This is a genomic window from Chitinophaga caeni, from assembly GCF_002557795.1.
Lineage (GTDB): Bacteria > Bacteroidota > Bacteroidia > Chitinophagales > Chitinophagaceae > Chitinophaga > Chitinophaga caeni.
In genome coordinates, this window is record NZ_CP023777.1 from 4,228,997 (window position 1) to 4,253,284 (window position 24,288).

The window sequence follows — 24,288 nt, forward strand, 5'->3', positions numbered from 1 at the left end:
ACTTTAACAAACAGCTATGGCAATGCGTTTAAGCGATCAATTAATTTCTGAACGATCCCTTCAATCTTGGTGGTACCAGCCAGGTTCATCGCTTTATTGGCAGCAACCAAGCCTTCTTTCTTTCGGCCGGTTTCCAGGCAAATTTGAGCTAGCGTACTTTGTGTACTATATTCTCCCGGTTCCAATCGGGCCGCTTTTTTCGCTAATTTATAGGCGATGGGCAATAGCGCATCATCCCCCATTCCCCTCATGTTAGCTCTCCGGGCCAAAAAGCTTAGCCTCTCCGCATCATCTTTCAGAATCCCTTTATAGGCTTTTTCCACTAGTTTCATGTAATCATCATACCTCTTGTTTTGCAGGTAAAAATCTGCTTCCAACATTACACCTTGCTTTTGGCGGAATGCCATTTTGGAATCTTTGAAATACCTTAATTTTTCACGGAAGCTTTGTTCATTGCCGTTGCGCATCAACCCGTATAATTCATAAGATACCATCCGGTCGCTCAACGAATCAATCGCACCTTGGCTGGCAAAGGCATTAAACTCGTCTTGATGGCTCATGAAATAAGCGCCGAAACGATCTTCTTTACTGTGCCCCAAGGTATTGATGGCACGCCATCCTAGGGAAGTGTTTAATTTATCTGCGGGGAAACCTTCCATGATCTCCCGGTTCAACTTTGCTGCGAAAGTCCGGTCGCTATGTTCCATCAGGTCATAATAATCCAATAAGAACTTCATATCACGGTTACCCTTGTTATAGGCTTCTTTCAAGGCTGAAAGGCTTTGAGCAGGATCCGTGGCTTTTTTACCAACACTTAAGAATTCTGCTACCGGCATCTTTGAATTAGAACGGTAGATTAATTTTCCATTGTGGTCGATAAATAAATAAGTCGGGAAAGACTGTACTTCGTACTCTTTCCTTAACATAACACCTTCTCCCTTCTCCATATCGAAATGGGCGTTGATGAAAGTACTATTATAATAATTTGCTACTTCCGGCACGTTGAATACATTTTTATCCATCCATTTACATGGCGCGCACCAGGAAGTGTAGCAATCGATAAAGATTAACTTATTCTCCTTTGCAGCCTTATCTTTCAATTCCTGGAAGCTTAATGGCAGGAACGCTATTTCCGATTGTGCCTGTATTTTATTGCCGATAAAAATTGTCAACAGAAGAATACTGAATATTTTTCGCATGATGTAATTATTTTTTTTAACCCCGGTAACGTTATAGTAATTCCCGTTACCGGGGGTTTAGAAATCATCCTTTTATCTTTCGTATTGAGGAATATTTGGATTAAATTCCAATACTTTAGGTGGTACCGGGAGGATATACCTTTGGTCGTTGGCTGGCAATGTATAATTTTCACCATCCGTGGTATGCGTAATATCCTTGGCATAGCGGCTCTCGCGGTTCAGCCGTTTCAAATCGATCAAACGCGTGCAACCCACGAAACAGAATTCCCTGCGGCGCTCCCTAAGTACGATATCCAATGCTTGTTCTTTATTAGCAGCCATTAAAGGCTGATTATTCTCAATCCTATAATCCCTCAAGGAGTTAACATAATTGATAGCCTTATCTTTATCTCCCACGCGGGCTTCACATTCCGCTGCAACCAGGTAAAGTTCCGGCGTACTCAAAGCCAGGTTGAAATCAACATAGGGCGCATACAGCACTTTACCGGGGAACAACACGGTTCTTGAAGAAAATTTGCTATAGCCATCGCAATAAAATAATTGCCTGCGTTTATCGATCGCCCCGCTTGGTAAATCCGTACTAAAAATATTTAGTAAATCATCGGAGACGTACACCTCTGCATTTACAGAGCTGGATCTGGAGCTACCGAATTTCACCCAGATACTTTCATCGCTTAGTTCCGGATTTGGAAACCGAACGGTATTATCAGCGGCCAGGCAAACGCGGCCAAAAGTTACCCCTTCCTTGTTTGTATATAATTTATAATCTAACAGGGAACTATTTAATTCCAAGGCAGACTTCGCATTTTTCAGCGCTTCTGCATAATTCCCCATGTACAGGTACATTCTTCCCAGGAAAGCATAGCCTACACTTTTAGAAGGACGGAAAATATTCTTTGGCTGTGTAGGTAAATCGGCCAACCCTTCTTCCAAATCGTTTTTTATTAACGCGTATACTTCAGCAACTGTATTCCGTTTGTATTTGGCATTAATATCTTCACTTAAGACCAATGGCACTCCCAAATCCTTATCCGCAGTTTGCGGATCGTAATGGTTGGCGTACGCATTCACCAGCAATAAATACTCTAAAGCTCTACCTACCAAGGCTTCCGCACGTAAAGCCTTCTTTTCATCATCCGTGGCATCAGGAACATCCATGATATTATTGATAATGATATTATATGTATAAATATGACTGTAGGCGGGTTCCCACAACGGGTCAGAAACACCGGGCAAGAATACTGCGCCGTTTTCGAACTTGTACAGGTACTTTTTATAATCAGCTAACAGGTTCCAGTTAGCTGATTTAGAAGGATCTCCGATATCGCCGGCCCTAACATCGTCCGTAATATAATTTGGATACGCCGCCGATACCCGGACCAGGTCCATGTTGTTCATCAACTTGGCATAATCCTCGTAAAATTGCGGGATCGTGTATCCCTTTGGTTTGACATCTAAAAATTTATCACAAGAAACGATGCCACAACTTATGATAATGATATAAATGGGAATGAATATTTTTCTCATGTTCCTAACAGATTAAAGGTTAGCAGAAATACCGAAAGTGAATGTTGTTGGAGGTAATAATCCCCTTGTAGAGCTTAAAGTTGTACCGCTCCACACTTCCGGATCCAAGTTTTGCTTATTGGAAGACCAGCGCCATACGTTTTGCATCTGCAAACTGAGCCTGAAATTTTTCAAAGAAGCTTTACGGATCAGGCTAGCAGGCAACTGGTAACTCACTGTTACATCCCTCAGCTTGATATAATCAGCCTTTTGAATATGGGTATCCGCGGCCTCCCAAATACTGGAAATGATGGACGAAACACCTTGAGCATAAGCGGGCGCCATACCGGGGATATTTTCGTCTCCGGGTTTTTGCCAATGTTTCAATGCACTCCTTTCCCTGTTGTACGTATAATTCAGTTCGGGGTATAAGCTCAGGAATGGCGAATGCACATCTCTCATAACACTACCGCCGTAATATGTAAACATGAAAAACAATTCCAAGCCTTTGTAACGCAAGGTGTTTAACAGGGATGCGCTATATGGTGGAACGGAAGTTCCGTTGTAGACAAGATCCTCGATCGTTAAATCTTGTGTTGAGTATACCGTCTTACCATCCTTGGTATAGGCCATTGGTTTACCTTCTTCGTCCAAGCCGGCATAACGGATACTGTACAGGGCGCCCATCGGCTTGCCTACCCTGTTTTGCGGCCTATAAATATAACTGTACAACTCGTTGCTGGAGTTTTCCAGGCGGGTCAGTTCGTTTTTATTGTAGTTGAAGTTGAGCGTGCTTTGCCAAGAGAAATCGTTGATCTCGAGGTTGCGGCTGGTCAATGTCAGATCCACCCCGCGGTTAAACATGCTCCCGTAATTCAGCGTAATGGAGTTCCAACCGATCGTGGGATCGGAATTTAAATTCCCTAAGAGGTCGTTGGTATTCTTGTTATAATATTCCAATGAACCGGTTAACCTCCTATTGAAGAGCGAGAAGTCAATACCCAGGTTAGTCACTTTAGTCTTCTCCCAACGCAAACCGGAATTGGGAGGGCTAACCACGCTGGACTGGAATTCGTTCGTCCAATAGTTGGTATTTTGTTCATCTCGCGCTATCAGGTAAGGCCCCCCTTGTTTGGCAATATTACCATTAATACCGTAAGTCGTTCTTACAGCCAACCGATCCAACCAATCTAACTGGTCCTGGGTAACGACGTATAACAAGCCGGCAGACCATAAAGGTTTGTATTGATACTTAGGATCGGTACCGAAAAGGTTGGATTGATCCATACGGATACTAGCCGTTCCCGTTAAGCGGTGGTTGAAAGTATAGGATGCATTACCGTAAAAAGAAACAAAACGGTCATCGAAGTAAGAGAAGCCCGTTTCCTTGCGGCTCAACATAAATTGGTTGAACAAGGCTTCGGTATTATAAATATATTTACTCAATAACAATTCATCAACCGGTTTGTAATTGAGGTTATAATCATCATAACCATACTTGTAAACATTCGTACCGGAACGCAATATTTTACGCTGTTCAGCACCCGCGATCACATTCACTTCATGTTTCCTGTTGAATTTCCCCTGGTAATTTAATTGCGCCCGCAAGGTATAGGAATTTTGATCGTTGCGTGTTTCGTTGATCTGCCCACCTGTAGGGATGTAATTTGTAACCAGGTCGGTAGCGGGATCAATAACGGTAGCATCATTCACCATGGTTTTCACGGTGTAAGAATTTTTGTCGTAGAATTGCTTAGCATAACCTTCCGTTCTTTCAGACTGGTATTTCAAATCCATGCTCAGCCCTTTATACAACTTGAAATTCATACCGATGTTCAAATTGGTGTATTTAGATGTAGCCGCGCGGTGCGCCCTGCTCATTTCATCCAGCGGTCGATATGTTTCATCGAGTAAGCCGAGGCTGTTCAGGCGGTCTATTTCATATTGAGATTTAGCGTTCCACCATTGCGCCGGGTTACCATCTTCATCACGCAGCATATAATAAGATGCTTTGCCGCCATTCAGATTATTAAAACCATTGAATCCATTATCATAATCGTCCTTAGTATTACTGCCCAATAAGCCTACATCCAAGCGGAACCATTTCGTGATATTGAAGGTGTTTTTCAGGTTGTAACCATAACGGTGAGAGGTGCCTTGTGCCTTTTCAAAAGGGCGGTTTCCCATGTAATTGGCAGAGAGGTTATACTTGTAGAAGTCCGATCCGCCCGAGATGGACAGATTATGTTGCTGTAATAGCTCCGTTCTTCTTACCAATTCATCCAGGACCTGGGTGTAACGATCTTGGCTTTTGAACTTTTCCAAGGCAACCTGGAGTTCCGCGTCACTTAAACTACCTTCCTTGTTTTTATATAATAAAGCGAACACATCATTCATTGCCCTGCGCGGATCCAGCCCGTTGGGATCACCGGAAGCATAGCCGAACATTTCCTGTTGGAAATCTACCAGCTCCGCACTTGACATGAGGTTCATATAATCCCGATCCGGCAAGGGAGTCAGCTTCATCGTCCCTGTATAATTCAACCTGGCAGGGCCTGCAACGCCATTCCTGGTTGAAATAACGATCACGCCGTTAGCGGCCCTCGCACCGTAAATGGATGCCGCGCTGGCATCTTTCAGTACGTTTACAGAAACAATATCAGCGGGATTTATAGCCTGTAATGATCCTTCGTATGGAATCCCGTCCACGACGAATAGCGGGCTGCTATTGCCGTTAACGGTGGATACGCCACGCACCTGTACATCTCCTTTATAAGAAGTGAGTCCTGCCACCATCCCCTCCAACCTATCGAGGATATTGGTTTGCAGCTTTCCTTGCATATCTTTTTCAGTTACCACGGAAAAAGAGCCTGCCGCGCGTTCCTTTTCAATCGTTTGATAACCCGTGGTAACCACACTAACCGAGCCGAGTTGATTTACATTGAGCTTCATGACCACTTTCATATCATGCCCGCCCTGGGCCTTGACTTCCCTAGGCATAAAACCGATGGAAGTAATGACCAGCGTAGCGCGGAGGTCTTTTGTTTCAATGATAAATCGACCTTGATCATCGCTGAGTGTGGCAATTTTAGTACCCTTTTGTCGAACGGTAGCAGCCACTATGGGACTTCCGGATTCGTCAACGATAAAACCTTGAACTTTTATAAGGGAGTCGGCCATTCCCGGCTTCGTAGATGCACCTAACTTTTTCCTAGAAAGGGAAATAGTATTACCGATAATTTCGTAGTTGATAGGATCTTTGCGGAACAATTGACCTAGAAAATCAGATACCGGCAATTTCTCTGCCTGTATTGTTACGGGCCGATCGATATCCAATAAATTTTCGTTGTAAAAAACGACCAAACCGGTTTGTTTCTCTACTTTTTCAAAAACTTTTTTGAGGGGTGTAGCCTTACAAGATAAAGAAACGGTTTGGGCTACGAGGTTTACTTGCCATAAAAGGCAAGGAGCTAATATAAAAGCCCATAAACGCCGCTTTACCGGCTTTTTTTCACTAGACCTAAGACACGGCTTAACAAGCGTGTTTTTCCTTAGCCGAAATTTCATAGTTTTGTTTCAGTTTTGGTTAATAAAATGTATTCCAGACATTGTGACCTAAACATTGGCCGTTCCAGCTCTCAACCTGGAGCGGTTTTCTTATTATAAACAGGTCATTAAAAAATTATCATCTAAAGTTTTTAAGGCAATGATGTGCCTCCAAGGAAACATGTTGCTTCCAGGCATTTTCAAATCATGATTTTACCAGCTATATTATTTATGTATGTATTGCCTATTTCATTACGATAAGTGTCCTTCCTTCCATTCTATATTTCAGTTCTGCCCTTTTAAGTATTCTCAACAATTCATCCAGGTTCAAATTTCGCGGCATTTTCCCGCCGAACCTTATACCAGGTATGCCGCTTTCATATTTCACATCTATATCATACCAACGTTCAATCTGTTGCATGGCTTCCTGCATATCCATCCCGTCAAAGTTAAAGAAGCCGTTTTTCCAAGCCAGGACCCTATCCAAATCGGCGTTCACCACGGACAGGTTATCATTCCAAAGCGCTTGCTGTCCGGGCTTTAATATTTTCCTATCGTTGTTAACATTAAATGCGATCGCACCTTCAACCAAGGTTGCGGCAATCCCGGGTTGATCATCGTATGCTTTAATATTAAAAGCCGTTCCCAATACATCTACAGCGGCTCCATTTTTTAACTTAACCCTGAAAGGTTGATCCGCATTGGGCGCCACCTTTACATACGCTTCACCGGAGATTTCAACCATTCTTTCCTTGCCGTTAAAAACCGTGGGATAGCGGATAGAACTGGCTGCATTTAACCAAACATGGGAACCGTCCGGTAATAACAATTGGTACTGCCTGCCTTTCGGTGTTGCCATCTTGTTATATTGCACAGCTCCATTCACTTCGCCGGTAGCGACATAAATTAGCTGGCCATTTTGCTGCCTGATTTTCGCCCCTCCTTGCTTCGTGATAACTTCATTTCCTGCACTATCCAAGGGAACAACCGTTCCGTCTGCCAAGGTGAGAATAGCGCCATTTGTACCGGGTGCGATCTGTTCGGGCGCCTTATCCTGCGCAAGCCGTAGCCCTTCTGCTGCCTCCTTGTTCATATTCGAGAAAATAAATGCGGCCGTAACGATAATTACGATTAGGGCGGCAGCGACTTTCCACAAAGAAATGACACCCCTCTTTCTTGAGATAGGGTGAATTTCAGTAGGCTTGGTAATTTCACGGATGATCGGTTGCCAATATTTTTCATCAAACGGCAGGGTCCCGGTTTCACTCTCCGTCAGTTCATCAAGAACCGTAACAAATTGCTCCCTATTGGATGCTTCCAGGACGTAAGATTGTAAATCAGCCCGCTCGGCATCATTCAAGTTGCCCGCGAGTAATTTGCCAACCAGTTTATGTAAAGTTTCTTTTTCCATTAGTCTATATATATAATAAATGCGAAAAGGGGATTTAGTCACCATCCGTTGAAAAAAAAATTGCAAAAAACACTCAGAAGTTCCCCCTGAAATTCAAATTACGAATTAATTCACTTATTAATAATTGGTTTTCAAACAAAAAGAGTAATACATGATATATATCAATTCTAGTCCAAACGAGCCGAAGATTAATTAATTTTGAGCTTTCTTACTGTATCAACATATATTTTAATAATTAAAAGGGGGAAAAGATTGTCAAATTTATCCGGATCCAGGGGAATCGTCATTTTGTATAACAAAGTAAAGCTGTACCTGCTTGCATTGTTAGTAGCAGCTTCTTGTACATTGCTGGCAGATTCATTAAAAAGAATCACTTCGTTGGTGCAAGACCTGTTGTTTGAGCATACCGAGCGCAACCTTCCCTGGTTATTAATTATATTGCCATCCGTTGGTATTACGATCATCTATTTTACACGCAAGTACCTCTTTAAGAAAAAGCAAAACAAGGGAATCAAAGAAATATATGAAACGATTGCAGGCAGGAAGCAAATGCTCCCGGCCTACAAGATCCCTTCCCATTATATCAACGGTTTTTTCACGGTGATTTTCGGCGGTTCTACCGGGATCGAAGTTTCTACCGTTGTTGCAACGGCGGCAGTGGGCGCTTCGGTTCATAAAAAGGGGAATGCAGCGATCATGTATAAAACTGAATTGATCTGTGCAGGTGTAGCAGCAGGCATTACCGTTTTATTTGCCAGCCCGGTTGCAGGAATTTTATTTTCGCTGGAAGTGATCGCGAAAAAGGTAAGCCGGACTATTTTGGCGAGCACGATCCTATCAGCAGGGGTTGCCTGGCTTTATTTATATTGGGTGGGCAGTGCATATTTATTCAATTTTGCCATTCAACCTTGGCATTGGCATGCTTTGCCGTATTTCCTGTTACTAGGAATTTTATGCGCCTTGGTAGCCGTATATTTTACAAAGACAGTCATCATAACCAAAGCACTTTTTTCCAAGATCTCCAATAATTTTATCAGGGTAAACCTCGGCGCCGTATTGGTTGGAATAGCAATATTATGTCTTCCTTATTTGTACGGGGATAGTTATCACGGCTTGAATAGCATCTTGGAACAATCCGGGCAAATGGGTACTTCCTATTCCTTTTATTTCCTTTTGTTGGCCTTGGTGCTGATCAAGCCCCTGGTTGCATCCCTGACGTTAGGAGCCGGTGGCGATGGCGGCGTATTTGCACCGAGCATCGTATGTGGCGCTTTGCTTGGAATATTATTTGCCAGCTTATGCAACCAATTGTTAAATGCCCATTTAATTGTTGTAAACTTCGCCTTGGTAGGAGCCGCAGCCATGTTAAGCGCAGCGATCCATGCACCTTTTACGGCAATATTTTTGGCTTGCAGCTTAATGCCGGGCGGCAGCATCATATTTATTCCGATAGCCATAGGAAGTTTTAGCGCGAAATATATTGCCAGTAAAACATTTCAGTATACCGTCTACAGCTATAAAGGGAAATCTTTACAGATGCAATTGGCCCGCATCATTGCCAGGATTAAATATTCATGAGAGGAATAATTTTAAGGAATTATATTCAACATCCAATTCCGGGCTTTCTTTAATTGATCCTCCAACTGTTTCAAAGCAGCGGTAAGTGCATTTTTGACGTAACCGTTCGAGAGATTAAGTTTTTCAGCTATTTCGTTGGATTTCAAGCCTTCTTCGCGGCTCATTTTAAAGATCAATTTCCTTTGTGGCGGCAAATCTTCAATGGCGCGTTTTAAAACCTGGTCTGTTTCGGAATAAGCTAATTGGTCAATGATGTTGTTATGGGAGGGATCCTCGACTTGTGATATTTCCGTGAAGATGTTCGCTTGGCGGGCATTTTTATTAAGCCAGGTAAATGTTTCATTGAGCACCAATCTTTTCAACCAGGGTACAGGTTTCTCCAGACCCGGAAGTTTGTGCCTGTTGAGCCAAATCCGGACAAAAGATTCCTGCAATATTTCCAAGACAGCATCTTCATTTTTTACTACCTTGAAAATAATGGATTGCAATACAGGAACGACCTCCTTTAATAATTTACTGAAAGCTTTCTCGTCCCCTTCAGCCACCTTGATCAGCAGTTCATTCTCAATGTTGACATTCATATGCTCATTTCCCTTATTTACGCCTGCGCATGCCATACCTATCTAAAAAGACAGGAAAATTATTATTGCTCACTGTTGCAGGTACCTAAGATTGTTGGCGATTTTTCTGAACCTGCACAAGATACAATTTATTCAGCACAGATTATAAGGGTGCCGGTAGAGATGAGACCGGTAGGTATACTAATGATTAGAAACAACCGGGCTTAATAATATTTTTTAACCCGGCTGTAATGTTATTTAATCAATTTTTGGCAGATAGATTAGATATATATTACTTTGATTGTACGGATGCGAGGTATTCATCCAAGTTATCCATGCCCATTGTGAACCCTTCTTGGAAGCCCATTTTTATTATTTCTTCAAGATTTTCCTTGGACTTGAACTTGATATAAATACGTACTCTTGTTACATCGCCACTTTGTTCAAAATGATTGTTCCAATTCATATTTGGTAACTCCGACGTGGCATTCCCCTTTTCATCACAGAAACAATCGATGTAACTGAAGAAAGTTTCAGGCTTTATTTCAATATAGTCGGCACGGCAATAATGCCTCTCACCTTTAGGGCTAATCATGCTGTACAACCACCTTCCCCCTTCCCTAAAATCCATGGAAACCGTTTCGTTACGGTAAGGCTTCGGCGCCCACCATTTGTCGAGGATCTCGCTAACGGTCCATGCTTTCCAAACCAGGTCTACAGGAGCATCAAACTCCCGGACAACAGTTAACTTAAGGTTTGCGATGTCTTTTTCGAATTGCATTGGGTTCTTCATAACTACAATTTTTAAATTATGTGCTAAATTTTATTCCGCAACCATTCAGTTGCAAATATAATCAATTCAACCACGGAATTCAATATTTTTCACGGATTTATTTGGATTTTTAGGATTTCACGGATTTTAGGATTAGGGATTGGATAGCTTCGGGGAAATGTGAATTTATTATGGGTGGAGTCAAAGTTTATCGTGGTGTATATTTATTTTCTACCGGTGATATAATATATCTACAGGTTATATTCAATTGGTTATATTGTCCTGGTTAGACTGCCGGATATTCCAGAAATCTTACAGATTTCTCCGCATAATGAATGAAATCCTGGGATCAATCCGTGTTATTGATTAATTTAGCATCCTTGGAATTACATCAACCATATAACGAAAGGGATATATTACTGAAAGTGGCTGCCGGTGATAAATCGGCGTTCGAAGCACTATTCGAGGCACAAAAAGATCGTATTTACACTTTATCACTACAAATCCTCAAATCTTCAGAATTGGCAGAAGATGCGGTGCAAGATATTTTCCTCAAGTTGTGGTTGCAGAGATCGAATCTTTCCTCGGTTGATAATTTCGGGGCTTATTTAAATACGGTAACCAGGAACCATTTATACAACATTTATAAGAAACAGGCATTAGAATCAACGTACGCACTCCTATTAAAAGCGGATTTTGAAGGAAATACGGATGCCCTGTTTGCCGATCCTGCTATATATGCGGAACTGAAACGCCTGCTTGGTGAAGCCATGCAAAAGCTCAGCCCGCAGCAACGTAGGGTTTATATCCTGGGAAAACAGGACGGTATGAAATATGATGAGATCGCCACAGCTTTGAATATTTCCAAGGAAACGGTTAAAGATCATATGTCGGCCGCTTTAAATACCATCCGGGAACATATGCGCGTCCATGGATATAGCCTTAGCTTCCTTGTTTTCGTAGCCAAACATTGGATCTCGTAATTTTTTTTCTATCTATATCCCCCTTTTTTTCTTGTCAATTGTCAATTAATATGTAAGGTGCATAATAAAGCGTATCAACTATGTATCTAAGATGTAACATATGGCTTCACAACTAGAAAGTTTATTTATAAAATACATACGTAACGAATGTTCTCATAAAGAGTTACAGGAACTACATATATTATCCTCCCTGGAGGAAAACCGGGAAGAACTGCGGGCGCTTTTCGAAACTTATGTTCATACGGATATGGACCAAGCTATGATACAGCTTCCCAGGGCGTCATCAGAAAGAATACTTAACAATGTCTTAGCATCCGGACCATTAAAAAATAAAAATTCATCGAATGTTCGAAAACTAGTGCTGCGCTGGTCATGGGCTGCGGCCATCTTGATTTTGGCGGTAGTTGGCATCAGTTTATGGAAAGTTTCCAAGAATCGCGCTGACCAGGCCATTCAACAACCTAATTCATCAGACATACCGGCTGGCACACAAGGAGCAGTATTGACCTTGGCAGACGGCAGTCAAATTACCTTGGATAGCTTACAAAACGGCAGCATCCTAAATCAAGAAGGAACCAAAGCAAGGGTACAACAAGGTCTACTCAGCTATTCGGATCAAGCAGGCACACCGGTTTATAACACGCTGTCGACTCCCCGGGGCAGGCAATTTCAACTCAACCTACCGGATGGTTCCAGGGTATGGCTAAATGCTGAAAGTGCCATTACCTTTCCCACCAGTTTCGAAGGAAATTCCAGGATCGTAAGCATCCAGGGGGAAGCCTATTTTGAAATTGCCCAAAATGCACAGCAAGCCTTTATTGTAGAGGTCAACAATAAACTAAAAATCGAGGTACTGGGTACTGCTTTTAACGTGAATGCTTACGAGTCAGAACCGGTCATCGGCACAACGTTATTAAACGGCGCAGTCAGGGTATTGCCCAAAGAGCACCAGCAAAAGTCCCTGGTACTGAAGCCCGGCGAACAAGCCAACTGGCAGCATTCCGAACCCGGTAGTCATTTCGAGCTAAGGAAAAATGTAAACCTTGATAATATTATTGCGTGGAAAGAAGGCTTCTTTAACCTGGAAGGCGTACCATTTGATGAGCTGATGCGGCAAATTGAAAGATGGTATGACATCAAGGTCGTATATGCAGGCCAGGTACCGAACATACGATTATTTGGGAAACTGGGCAGGGATAAGAGTTTAGACAATTTACTAAAAGCATTAACATATTACGAAGTTCACTTTAAAAGGGAAGGCAGACAACTGACCATTTTAGAACACTAATGCCAAAATCTTGGATGGATCAAAAAACCGTTGTGGGTTAGGAGCCACAACGGTGCTAATTGGTCAATTCATTATCGCTGAAACGAAACATTTTATTAACCAAACTGCTGCAATTTATGCAAAAATCACCTTTTTGCAACCAGGGATTTATTCCTTCAAGGTTGCTGCTACCAGTAAGGGGTGTAGATGAAAAACGGAAGACGAGAACCTTCCGCATTCCTTGGAAAAAATCGCTGTTGATTATGAAACTTACCGGTATCTTATTACTGGCTTTCTGCTTGCAATTATCAGCCAAATCTATTGCCCAGTCCGTAACATATTCCGGGCAAAATATACCGCTGAAGCAAATTTTCTCCGTCATCGAAAACCAAACCGGGTACATGGTTTCCGGCAACATGGAACTTTTAAGGGTATCCAATCCCGTTACCATCTCGGTACAATCAATGCCAATTGAAAACTTTTTATCACTCGTATTCAAAAACCAACCATTAAACTATCACCTCGTCGGGAAAGACATCATCATTTCCAGGAAACCTTATATCCCCCCCACGCAGGCTGCATTGAAAGGGAGAATCGCAGATACCTTGGGGAATGCATTACCCGGCGCTACTATCCGCGTAAAAGGAAAAAACACTTCTACGATATCTGATAGTGAAGGAAATTTCACGATTGATGCCGTTCCGGGTGATGTATTGCAGGTTTCCTTTGTCGGGTTCTTTAAGAAAGAAGTGAAAATCAACAGCCTTGCACCAATGGCCATATTCCTGGTGCCACAAAGTGTAAACATGGCTGCCGTTGCCATCACCGTTAATACCGGGTATCAATCCATCCCGCGGGAAAGGGCAACCGGCTCTTATGCTATCATCGGCGCAGATCAGTTAAACAATAAACTCCGGCCCGACCTGCAAGCGGCCCTAGAAGCGCAAGCCCCAGGTTTGGCGCTTACCAAGGACGGCAGGATTGAAATTCGCGGCGTGTCAACCTTCAACGCTGAAACCTCTCCGTTAATCATCGTTGATGGTTACCCTATTACAGGGGGGTTAGAATCGATCAATATTGATAACGTTGAGAATGTTACCGTTTTAAAAGATGCGGTGGCCGCCTCTATATACGGTTCACGATCATCTAACGGCGTTATAGTCATCACCACTAAAAAGGGAAAATCCGGTACCATGAGCGTGGGCTACCGCGGTTCTTTCGGGTTAATTCAAAAACCTGACCTCTCTTACCTGAACCGCTCTTCAACTGCCGATTATATCGATGCGGAGGCGGAACTGTACAGCCAAAGCTCCTTTTTGTACCAGGCGCAATACGCGGGCTATTCCTACCTTTCCAAGGTTAACTACCTTTTGGTAGCCAAGGACTTGGGTTTGATGCCTGCCACCGAGGTGGACGCAGAAATTGAATCGATGAAGCAAAATGATGGTTTAGGACAACTGCAAAAATACTTGTTCCGTAATCAATTATCACAACAACATAATATTTCACTTTCCGGCGGTAGTGATAAAAACACGACCGCCGCAACAATCAAATACGTTACCAACAGGGGTAATACTCTATATACAGAAAACGACAGGGCTATCTTTGATTTGAGAAATGATTGGAAACCGCATAAAAATGTAACGGTTAAACTATTCTCCAACATTAATTATAGCACCTCTAAGGCGCCCCTGCGTACGATACCCAGCTTCCTGGAATACTATTCTGCTACGATGTTTCATCCATACGATTTAGTAGTGAACCCGGAAACAGGCCAGTACCAAGATATTTTCGCAACAAACCCAGCCAAGATCAATCGCTATGCAAATATGGACGGGCTGAAACCAATGGATTATAATCCCTTGGAAGATCTAGGTAATGAAATCACCCGTACGCAAAATTTCCAGATGCGTCTTGGCGGTAGCATCAATGTTAAATTGATGGAAGGTTTGAATATTGAAGGTGGCGGTGTTTGGATCAGGGGAAATTCAGTGACAAAATCCATCTCCGGGAAAGATTCTTACCGGATGCGTTTAGCCTACAATGATGGCACCTCGATCTCGAACCCTTCAAAACATTACATCCCTGACGGCGATATGGTGCAAGAAGGAAGAACATTAAACCAAACATATACGATCCGCGGGCAATTGAATTTCAACCGCAGTTTTGGTAAACACCAGGTGATGGCCATCGCGGGAACGGAAGTGACCCGTGATGTTTGGGACAATAACACCTACCCTACCCGTTTCGGTTACGATGACCAATCCGGGACTTTCGCTACCTTCAATTATGCTGATTACAATGCCGGGATTTACAACTCCGACATGCTTGGCACCAGCAAACCCCAAAACCCGGTCAATATCGGCCAATACAATTACCGCGACAACCGCTTTGTATCCTGGTACGCCAATGGCTCTTACGAGTTCGATTACCGTTTCCTCGTTAGCGGTAGTATCCGCCTGGACCAGACCAACTTTTTTGGAACAAATCCGGATTACCGTTATAAACCGCTTTGGTCTGTCGGCGGCACCTACAAATTATCCAACGAAGCATTCTTCAATGTACCCTGGATTACTAAATTGTACTTGAGATCCTCTTATGGCATCAACGGGAATATTTCATTGAACTCCGGCCCATTTCTTATTATCAGCCCGGGTTCTTTCTCTAATTACACGGGAGATATTGCCTACAACATATCCTCTCCGCCAAACAATTCCTTGCGTTGGGAGAAAACATCGACTAATAACTACGGCATCGATGCGAGTTTCTTCAATAACAGGTTGAATGTAACAGCAGATTATTACTTCCGTAAAAGCGTGGACTTGTTGGCCCCGGATATGGTTGATCCAACGATCGGCTACACCTCTTTGACAAAAAATGTCGGCCAAATTAATAATAAGGGTATTGAACTCAGTATCAATGCCGACATATTGCGCGACAAGGAAGTGGGATGGAATGTGTTAGCAACCTATGCATCCAATAAGAACGAAGTTATTTCATATAATGTAAATTACCTGTATGCCACGAGTTTCTTGACATCCGTGAACCGCGAAAATTATCCTGCAAATGCCGTATTCAGCTACCGCAATGCAGGGTTGGATGAAAACGGGAGCCCTATTTATTACAATCAGAAAGGAGATAAAGTAAATGGCGGCGCCATCGGTGTAGATGACCTGGTATATAGCGGCACCTTAAGGCCGAAAAACACCTTTGGCTTGACCAATAACTTGAGTTATAAGAGCCTACAACTATCCGTAATGTTCGTAGCAAAAACTGGCAATGTTTTGAGAAGAACAGCTTTCGATGGAACGAATATCCAACATAAAGATGTTGCTAAACGCTGGCGGCAACCCGGGGATGAGAAAACGACTATTTACCCGAAGCTTTCCGCCTTCTCCCTGGATGCATTTTATTTTCCTTTCTCCGACACTTTTGTCGAAAGCGGCGATTTCTTGAAACTAAGAGATGTAACATTAGCATACAACTTACCTAAGAAAGTAATAGGAAAAAGCTTTTTCAAGAATGCAAGTATCAACTTCGAAGCAAGGAATCTCTGGATGTGGACTGCGAATAGCGATCATATAGACCCGGAAGCAATAGAGCTAATAGATCCGGGTTCCGCGCAGGCGGAGCTAGGTTTTACACCTTTCCGGCCCATGCCTGAATATTACCTAGGATTACGCTTCCAGTTTTAATTGTAAATCAGAATAAACATGCGAAAATTAATATATAGCTTCATCGGCGGCATAGTGATGTTTTCCTCTTGCGAGAAATTCCTCGACATCAAACCCAAAGGGAAACTGATTCCAGGAGAAATCGCGGATTATAATCACTTGCTCGACAATCCAGATATCGTACGCTTTCCCTTTTTAAATAACAATTCGGAATCTTTCCTCGCCTACCTGACGGATAACTTGGAAATCTCGGAAGGAATGGGAAAAGTTTATTATAAAGCGAACAATTCACCGAACATCGGGAACTACTATGCTTACATCTTCAGGGCGCCGTACAAGAACCCGAATTTGCCAGATTATTTCTGGGAATCGGGCACCTACCGCTCTATGAAATATTTCAATAACGTCATCGATGGTATAAAATCTCTTCCGGATGCCAATACGCCCGAAGCGAAAGCAGTACTCTCCCAAGCGTATGCAGGCAGGGCATGGAGTTATCTGAATACAACCCTCGTCTATGGCCCTATGTATCATCCCGGCGGAGATAATAGCACGAAAACAATCCCTTACTTGACCAGCAGTGATGTAAGCAAACCGGTTCCGGGATTATCTACGCAGCAGGAGATTTTTGACTATGTTTTATCAGACTTACATGCGGCATTGCCGAACGCTCCCGGGGTAACCAATTACCCATCCCGCCCCAATAAAGCGGCAGTATTATCTATGCTCGCCTACTATCACCTTTTCACACAGAAATATGATAGTGTATTTTATTATGCAGATGCAGCATGGAAACTGGCAACAAAAAACGGTGTAGACAAGGTATTGTATGATTACAACCAGTTATCATATTCCAATCCCGTCAATATACTGAGTAGCGCGATCGTAAGTCCGGATAATAAAATCCATTTACCGAATAGCCGCGAGATACTGTTTTACAGGTCATCCGACCTAAAAGCAGGCAGGGTCAGCGCCTCTTATCCGTCGGAAGAATTTATTCAACTTTTCGACGCGGATCATGATCTCCGTTATTCATATTACTTGCTGACCGCAACCGGTTATAAAACGACCTTTAGCGGCATAACTTATGATGACGGGCAAAGAATCCAATATTACAGGGGCGCCTATGCAACGGGAACTTCTTATCCCAAGTTCGAGATGACCTGCGGCTTCAGCTACCCCGAAGTACTCCTGATGCGGGCAGAAGCAAACGCGCGGTTGAATAAGCCGGGTGAAGCCATGGCCGACATCAACCTGCTCCGTAAGTACAGGCTAAAAACCGGGAGCCCAGATTTAGCCATTCCACCTTCCCAAGAAGCAACCATCCAACTCGTGTTGGAAGAAAGGAGAAGGGAACTTCCTATCGGCCATATAAAACGTTTCCTGGACCTGAAGAGATATGGCCTGGAAACCGGGAAACCCTGGTCTAAAACCATCATAGAACACCGGGTAGGTACAGAAATATACCAAGGACATGTAAATTCCGAAGATTTTATCATCCCTAAATCAAATAATGTCTTGAAACTAAATCCAGGTTGGGGTATCCCGCTGGATGAACGTCCTTTCTAATTAAACACTCAATTTATGGATTCTGCTAGCCGCGGGGATATGAAAATTATCCCCGCCAGCTAGAGCCATGCAAAAAATTATCGTCATGAGAAAATTACTCCTCGCAGGTATCGCTACGGGATTACTCTGCCTTACCAATATCAGCTCGGATGCGCAAGGGAAATTTAGCATTACCGGGAAATTGAAAGAGCCGGGAAATGCAACGAAAGTCCATTTAAGTTATTCAGATCAAAAAAAATACATAGTCGATTCTGCGGAAATTGTAAATGGAACATTCAGGTTCAGCGGCACCTTGCATCACCCCGTGAGAGCCACCATTGTACTGAATCACGGAGCAAGCAGCTCCGGGAGTACCCATAGGGATATGACTAATATTTATATTGAACCCGGCAACATAGAGTTGGCAGTAGATGATTCCATCAAACACGTAAAAGTGAAAGGTTCTAAATCGCAGCAATTATACGAGTCATTCACGGCAGGCTTCCGGAAGCATAAAATTGAGAGAGATAGTTATGCTTCCATCAAGGGAACTACGGAAGAACAATTTGTTACCAAGTTCATCAAACAACACCCGGATAGCTACCTTTCTTTGCAAACGATTCAGACGTACCTGTTCCCGATCCCGGTAGAAAGTGAACTACTCGATGAAATGTATCAATCCTTGTCCCCTAAGCTGAAAAATTCAGAAGAAGGTAAAGAAGTTGGTAAATTGATCCGTCAAATCGTTGCGACTTCCGTTGGTAAAATGGCGCCCAATTTCGCTCTAAAAGATACCGCGGGAAACATGGTTTCGTTAACCGATTTCAGGGGACAATATATCCTGGTTGATTTTTGGGCAAGCTGGTGCCATCCTTGCCGCGACGAAAACCCCAACCTGCTTGAGGCCTATAAAAAATACCGTGCTAAGAATTTTAATATTCTTGGAATAACATATGATATCAATGAAAAAAACTGGCTGAAAGCGATACATGAAGACGGCCTACTATGGCCCCAAGTAATCGATAGTAGGGACAAAGAAAAAGCGGCGGGAACGATTTATAGCGTACAGGCAATACCGCAGAACTTCCTGGTTGATCCAAGCGGTAAAATCATTGCCAAAAATTTACGCGGCAAGGCATTGGAAGCTGTATTATCAAAAATACTTTAAGGTTGCGTTATAGCATAATGCCAAACTTTACCGGGTACGAGTTTGCTCATACCCGGTTTTTTACGCCTTGTTGAGCAATTTCTTTATGATTACTATTTGACCGAGGTGGTAATGGCAATGTTCTGTTAAACCCAGAATATTCCTCAAGTAATTTCCATATTTAGGATCTACAAAATCCTTGTGCAGCATTTCTTCATCCAGATTTTCGATTAAATGGGCAAGCTGCCCGGCATCATCCAAGGATTTTTGAATCAACGACTGCCATTCCCCTTCCGATTCCAAAGGTTTTAAATCAAAACTATACCGGTCATGTGCATCCAGTGGTTTTCCTTCCAAAACGCCTTTAATGGCAACGATGTAATAATGAATATGAAACACCAATACAGCAATTGCATTGAGATCATTTACTTTACGGGTAGCCATTGCCACATCGATACCCGCGAGGCTATCTTTTAAGTTCACACTGGTCCAATTCCCGCCGAAATGAACATCACGAAAATGTTTTGCAAGTTGTTTGGTCAACATGTCATTTAAATTTCATCCATTTAAATTTACAGGATTATTTTATTATAAACGAACAGTTTCAAAAAAGAAAGCCGCCACATTCATGGCAGCTTTCTTATAACATATAATAATGGTAGGTTTATAAGATATGGGTTACAAGCCATTCTTTTAACGAACGCCAGGCAGCAAGATCAAAATCGCCGTGCAATTTTGTAAGCTCGGCATTTGTGCAAGTATCACAGTGTAACATCAAATGATTCATACTGGGTACCAGGACTGTTTTTACTTGGTAGTTACCCCCCTCGTTTAGCATTTCCCGTATATTATCGAGGTTAGGATGCGCAGGAACCATAATATCCTTATCGCCATTCATTGCGAAAAAGGGTACTTTGATCTCGTGTAAATAGCGGGCAGGATCGAACTTAATATGAAACTGGTACCAAGCGCCCGTGGCCTGCCTGGCGTAAGACTCAATAAAGAAACGCATATGATCATGTTCACCGGGACGATCTTTAGCAAAAGCGCTGTCATCTTTATGTTTCCATTGTGCATATGTATCCCTTAATTTCTGCTCCAACCCCGGTTTCCCCGCGTAATGATAAACGGTATCGAACATCATGCTGTTGATCGTCCAATGTCGGTTCTTATCATAATCAGATATCGGCGCGGCATCGATAATCGCTTTATTTTGCAAACGTAATGCTTCTAAACCCGGCGTAGCTAATCCCGCCAAAGTTATTACAAAGGCCACCCTATCATCTTTAGCCGCCGCGATCATTACCGCAGCTCCACCTTCACTATGGCCCAGCAAGCCAACTTTCGAAACCCCGGGCTGTCTTTGCAGATAACCTAATGCAGCCAAAGCATCGTTCGCGAAATCTTCGGTGGTAGCCAGCTCGTAAATACCATTCGTTTCACCTACGCCCCTGTCATCCATTCTTAGCACTGCAAAACCAGCCGCGGATAAAGAATCGGCTAAGTATTTAAACATCTTGTGCCCGGCCATCGTACCATCCCTATCCTGCTTCCCGGTGCCAGACACCAGGATGATAGCCGGGTAGCTCGATTTTCCAGCCGGTATAGTATACGTTGCACCGAAGCGGATCGTATCATTATTATTAAAATAAACCTTCCGGGATTGCTGTGCGTATACAGGCAAAATCATCAAACTAAGGGCCGCAATGATCCATATTTTCATCATTTGTTTTCTTTCACCGTTTTAATCAAGTATGCCATTTCATCAGCCAAAGCGCTGGGACTACCGTGATAGCCGATACCTTTCCAGCGTACAACGCCATCCTGGTCGATGATCAGTTTTGCAGGTATACCCGAGAATTTTAATATACTTTGGTATTTACTAAAGGCGGCATCTAACTTTCCGGTTGCAGGATTTTTCCCATCCAGCAAGACATCGATATTATAATTTTTCGCGGCTAAGAATTTTTTGATCTGTTCTTTATAATCGGCCTTCGTTTCTTGGGTCGCGATAAATAAGAAAACCACATCTTTATCATCTTTGAAGCGGTTTACAGCCATTTGCATACCGGGTAAGGCCTCTTTGCAGGGACCGCACCAGGTAGCCCAGAAATCAATCACCACGACCTTTCCTTTCAACTTAGAGAGCTTCACTTTTCCCCCGGTCAATTTTTCCAGTTGAAAGTCCGGCGCAGGTGTATGTATCAATTCTTGCCTTAAAGCCTCAAGCTCTGCATTAAGCTCCTTACTATCTTTTAAAGAATTGAAATATGCATCAAAGCCATCACTGTTATTATGCTTTTTGATATAATCTTGTTTTAGAAGATCGATCATAGCGGGGGCGGCTTTATTCATCTTGGCAGCCATCAAGGCAACTTGCATCGCATCATCATGTTTGCCGTTAGCTTCTAACAATTGTGCGTATAAATCCATGAATTTCGACTGTTCTGCCAGCGGTTGATCTTTTACTTTCAAGATCCAGGCCAGGGCATCCTTATCCATACCTTTACGGTGTAATAACGATGCATGCCCCAGGAAGGCAGGCGCCGCAAATTTGAGAATTTCATTCTCCCATTGTTCGGGGGAATAAAAATTGCTATGCTGGCCAATCCTCTTATACTTATAAGCTTCGATAGCTTTTACCAATTTTACGGAGTAGTCGAAGGCAGAATCAAAATTAGCTTGGTCATGTTCGATAGCATTTATGATCAGCAGGCGATGAAATTCCGTTAGGCTAGTAAAAGGAGCTACATCAATATATTCATCAAGCACCGATAGATTCCAATTATGTTCCTTTAATTCTTGGTAAACAATACCTCGGAATACTTTTTCATAATACGAATTGCTGATATCCGTATTTACATTTTGGAATTTTTTCAAAGGGAACTGTTGCTGAAACGTTTTCCATAACGATATTTTCTTTGAAACATCTGCCCTGAATAAGCTGTAAATGGCTTGATCCCTCGCGGTAATACCACCCGGAAATTTATTTACAATAGCCCGATCAACCGAATCCGCCCGTCCGCTTTCATGTAGTAATTCACGGTAGGCTTTACTAATCTTCCTCCATTCCATTTCTGTTAAATCCTTGAGGTTGCTCATAAATGCGATTTCCCTCCTAATAATTGTATCCGCTCTCTGCGCACCTGAATGCTTCAGAATCATCATGGCAGGATAAAATATATCCCTACGGCTGGCGGGAAAATATTTCAGCTCATTATTCATCCAAAACAGCGCAACTTCATCGGTTATATAAGCGGAATCGTTGATTACCTGCGGAACCATCCCGGCAGTAACCTTGCTTTTTAGCATTCCCCAAGCGGCGTATGAACCGGGCGCTTCCCGCCCCTCATCCGACCGGATAAAGATCGCGTAAGGCTGTTTCCCGCAATTATCGATTACCTTACCCGAATTGAAATTAAAAGCGGCAAAAACTGCATTTTTAGGTATATCAACCTTACCAACCCAACCGGAATCGGATAAGCTCATATTAATATCGATGGCATCCCAGGCCTTATCTTTATAATACCACATGATACCACTAACCGGGGCTTTCCCTTCGAGCACGGTACCTTCAGCTTTGTAAAGGAGCATACATTCCTTGCCGTTCACCGGCACTTCGGGATAGAATTTTAAATTTTGCTGGGCTATACTTTGCAAGCTACAAAGCAGCGGTATCAGCCCTAAAGCTTTCCAAATAAGTTTCATGATTTCCTATTTCATTCGATAATATTATCTCGGGTTCTGTTCCAAAGACGGGTTCAACTGTATATTATATAAAGGCACCGGGAACAAGTAACGGTTGCTGCCGGGTTCCAGCACCGCGGTTTGGCCGGTTACGAGGTTCGTCCTGGAAATATTTTTCGCAAACCTGCTGTCATTGAACAAACGTTTTTGATCGAACCAGCGGGCACATTTAAACATTAATTCCCTTCTACGCTCCTCGATAACAATTTCCAGCGCTTCATCCGCATTGCTTGCATTCAACAAGATTAAATCACCGGGATTAAAGCGTTTAGCCCTAAGGGTATTCAGTATCTCCATAGCAGCGGCCACCTCGTTATTCCTTGCTTTACACTCCGCGGCAACCAGCATCATTTCAGGCACAGATGGTCCAATGTTTCTATTTTCATAGTTCAATGATTCCATGTTATTCACCCTGAAGGTTTTCCCGTTCGTCGTTAAATCCCTGGTAAGCTTGCTATAACGGAAGTCATTCGTATCGAAAAGCGACAACAAATCGCTACTTAAAACCTGGTAGGCGCTGTAGGCATGACTCTGCCCCGCTTTCTTGGATAATATAATTTCAGGATTATCTAACCTCAGAGGCATCGTTGCTACCGTTGGCAGATCCAACAAGGTATTTTGTATGGACAAGGCGCTGTCGGCATATAACCCGGCGGGTGTATAATTCCCCATTTGCAGATATACCCGTGCAAGCAACGCATAAGCAGCAGCTTTAGAAGGGTAGATATTATATCTAGGCTTGGCAGGCAAATCTGCGATGGCAGATTTTAAATCCGCCAACACCAAGTCATACGCAGCTTTTACCGTTGCCCTTACGGGAGTGATAGACACATTCGGTTCCAAGATCAATGGCACGCCTAAGTCCGTTGCTGCCGTGGCTTCATTATACTGCCGACCGTATTCATTGACCAACGTAAAATAATTATACGCACGATGTACGCGGGCTTCAGCAATCAAACCTTCCTTCTCCTCCAGGGTACCGTCTGTACTTGACATAACATCCTTAATTACCAGGTTACAGTAGTAGTTGGATGCGTACAAAAGCCCCCAATCCGGATCTTCGGAGGTTGCATCATAAAAATTTTCAGACCAGGTATAAGCGTTCCTGAAGCTGAGCGCCAACGAAGTTTGCATGGTAGTATCGAGGTATTCTATATCATCCGAAGTCATATCCGGCATGTCTATTGAACGCTCCAGGACGCCCATGTTATTCATCAGGTAACGGTAATTCTCATATTCGCCGGGGGTTAATGCTCCCCCGGTTTTAATATCGGTATAATTACTACAAGACTGGAACAGGCTTGCAGTAGAAATGATGGCTATAAATATTTTTGATAGTTTCATATGCTA

The 24,288-nt window shown here is 43.0% G+C and carries 16 protein-coding genes; 6 read left to right on the forward strand and 10 right to left on the reverse strand.

Features of this window, described 5'->3' with window-relative positions; genetic code table 11:
* Nucleotides 1–14: 14 nt before the first annotated feature.
* The 4 genes from COR50_RS17820 to COR50_RS17835 form a co-directional block, all read right to left on the reverse strand.
* Nucleotides 15–1,199, reverse strand: a complete 1,185-nt coding sequence (locus tag COR50_RS17820; protein WP_098195244.1) for a thioredoxin family protein — start codon at nt 1,197–1,199, stop codon at nt 15–17.
* 72 nt (nt 1,200–1,271) lie between these two features.
* Nucleotides 1,272–2,726, reverse strand: coding sequence for a RagB/SusD family nutrient uptake outer membrane protein (locus COR50_RS17825; RefSeq protein ID WP_098195245.1), 1,455 nt, complete (start codon nt 2,724–2,726; stop codon nt 1,272–1,274).
* A 12-nt stretch (nt 2,727–2,738) separates the two neighbouring features.
* A complete protein-coding gene (locus tag COR50_RS17830) occupies nt 2,739–6,272 on the reverse strand; it encodes a SusC/RagA family TonB-linked outer membrane protein (RefSeq protein ID WP_098195246.1) in 3,534 nt (1,177 codons plus the stop codon).
* A gap of 223 nt (nt 6,273–6,495) precedes the next feature.
* Nucleotides 6,496–7,662, reverse strand: a complete 1,167-nt coding sequence (locus COR50_RS17835; protein WP_198405690.1) for a FecR family protein — start codon at nt 7,660–7,662, stop codon at nt 6,496–6,498.
* A 252-nt stretch (nt 7,663–7,914) separates the two neighbouring features.
* On the opposite strand from COR50_RS17835, the gene COR50_RS17840 reads away from it, so the two are divergent.
* A complete protein-coding gene (locus COR50_RS17840) occupies nt 7,915–9,240 on the forward strand; it encodes a chloride channel protein (RefSeq protein WP_198405691.1) in 1,326 nt (441 codons plus the stop codon).
* Nucleotides 9,241–9,251: 11 nt separating this feature from the next.
* Here COR50_RS17840 and COR50_RS17845 read toward each other — a convergent pair whose 3' ends face one another.
* Nucleotides 9,252–9,821, reverse strand: coding sequence for an RNA polymerase sigma factor (locus COR50_RS17845; RefSeq protein ID WP_157760972.1), 570 nt, complete (start codon nt 9,819–9,821; stop codon nt 9,252–9,254).
* A gap of 271 nt (nt 9,822–10,092) precedes the next feature.
* Nucleotides 10,093–10,593, reverse strand: a complete 501-nt coding sequence (locus tag COR50_RS17850; protein WP_098195249.1) for an SRPBCC family protein — start codon at nt 10,591–10,593, stop codon at nt 10,093–10,095.
* Between the two features lie 359 nt (nt 10,594–10,952).
* Between COR50_RS17850 and COR50_RS17855 the strand changes: the two genes are divergently transcribed.
* The 5 genes from COR50_RS17855 (at nt 10,953) to COR50_RS17875 (ending at nt 19,212) form a co-directional block, all read left to right on the forward strand.
* Complete coding sequence (locus COR50_RS17855) at nt 10,953–11,555, forward strand: RNA polymerase sigma factor (protein WP_157760974.1); 603 nt, start codon at nt 10,953–10,955, stop codon at nt 11,553–11,555.
* 100 nt (nt 11,556–11,655) lie between these two features.
* Nucleotides 11,656–12,843, forward strand: coding sequence for a FecR family protein (locus COR50_RS17860; RefSeq protein ID WP_098195251.1), 1,188 nt, complete (start codon nt 11,656–11,658; stop codon nt 12,841–12,843).
* A gap of 116 nt (nt 12,844–12,959) precedes the next feature.
* Nucleotides 12,960–16,517 carry a SusC/RagA family TonB-linked outer membrane protein gene (locus COR50_RS17865; protein WP_157760976.1) on the forward strand — a complete coding sequence of 1,186 codons (3,558 nt, stop codon included), beginning with the start codon at nt 12,960–12,962 and terminating at the stop codon, nt 16,515–16,517.
* Nucleotides 16,518–16,535: 18 nt separating this feature from the next.
* Nucleotides 16,536–18,065 (forward strand): RagB/SusD family nutrient uptake outer membrane protein, encoded by a 1,530-nt coding sequence (locus COR50_RS17870; RefSeq protein WP_098195253.1) that lies wholly within the window; start codon nt 16,536–16,538, stop codon nt 18,063–18,065.
* 85 nt (nt 18,066–18,150) lie between these two features.
* Complete coding sequence (locus COR50_RS17875; protein WP_198405692.1) at nt 18,151–19,212, forward strand: TlpA disulfide reductase family protein; 1,062 nt, start codon at nt 18,151–18,153, stop codon at nt 19,210–19,212.
* Nucleotides 19,213–19,272: 60 nt separating this feature from the next.
* On the opposite strand, the gene COR50_RS17880 is transcribed toward COR50_RS17875, so the two are convergent.
* The 4 genes from COR50_RS17880 to COR50_RS17895 form a co-directional block, all read right to left on the reverse strand.
* On the reverse strand, nt 19,273–19,737 hold the full coding sequence (locus COR50_RS17880; RefSeq protein WP_098195255.1) for a DUF1572 domain-containing protein: 465 nt from the start codon (nt 19,735–19,737) through the stop codon (nt 19,273–19,275).
* 118 nt (nt 19,738–19,855) lie between these two features.
* Nucleotides 19,856–20,917 (reverse strand): alpha/beta hydrolase family protein, encoded by a 1,062-nt coding sequence (locus tag COR50_RS17885; RefSeq protein WP_098195256.1) that lies wholly within the window; start codon nt 20,915–20,917, stop codon nt 19,856–19,858.
* A complete protein-coding gene (locus COR50_RS17890; protein WP_098195257.1) occupies nt 20,914–22,899 on the reverse strand; it encodes a TlpA family protein disulfide reductase in 1,986 nt (661 codons plus the stop codon). The genes COR50_RS17885 and COR50_RS17890 overlap by 4 nt, the downstream gene beginning before the upstream one ends.
* Before the next feature lie 24 nt (nt 22,900–22,923).
* Entirely contained in the window at nt 22,924–24,282 is a 1,359-nt protein-coding gene (locus COR50_RS17895; protein ID WP_098195258.1) for a RagB/SusD family nutrient uptake outer membrane protein, read from the reverse strand.
* Between the last annotated feature and the right edge of the window lie 6 nt (nt 24,283–24,288).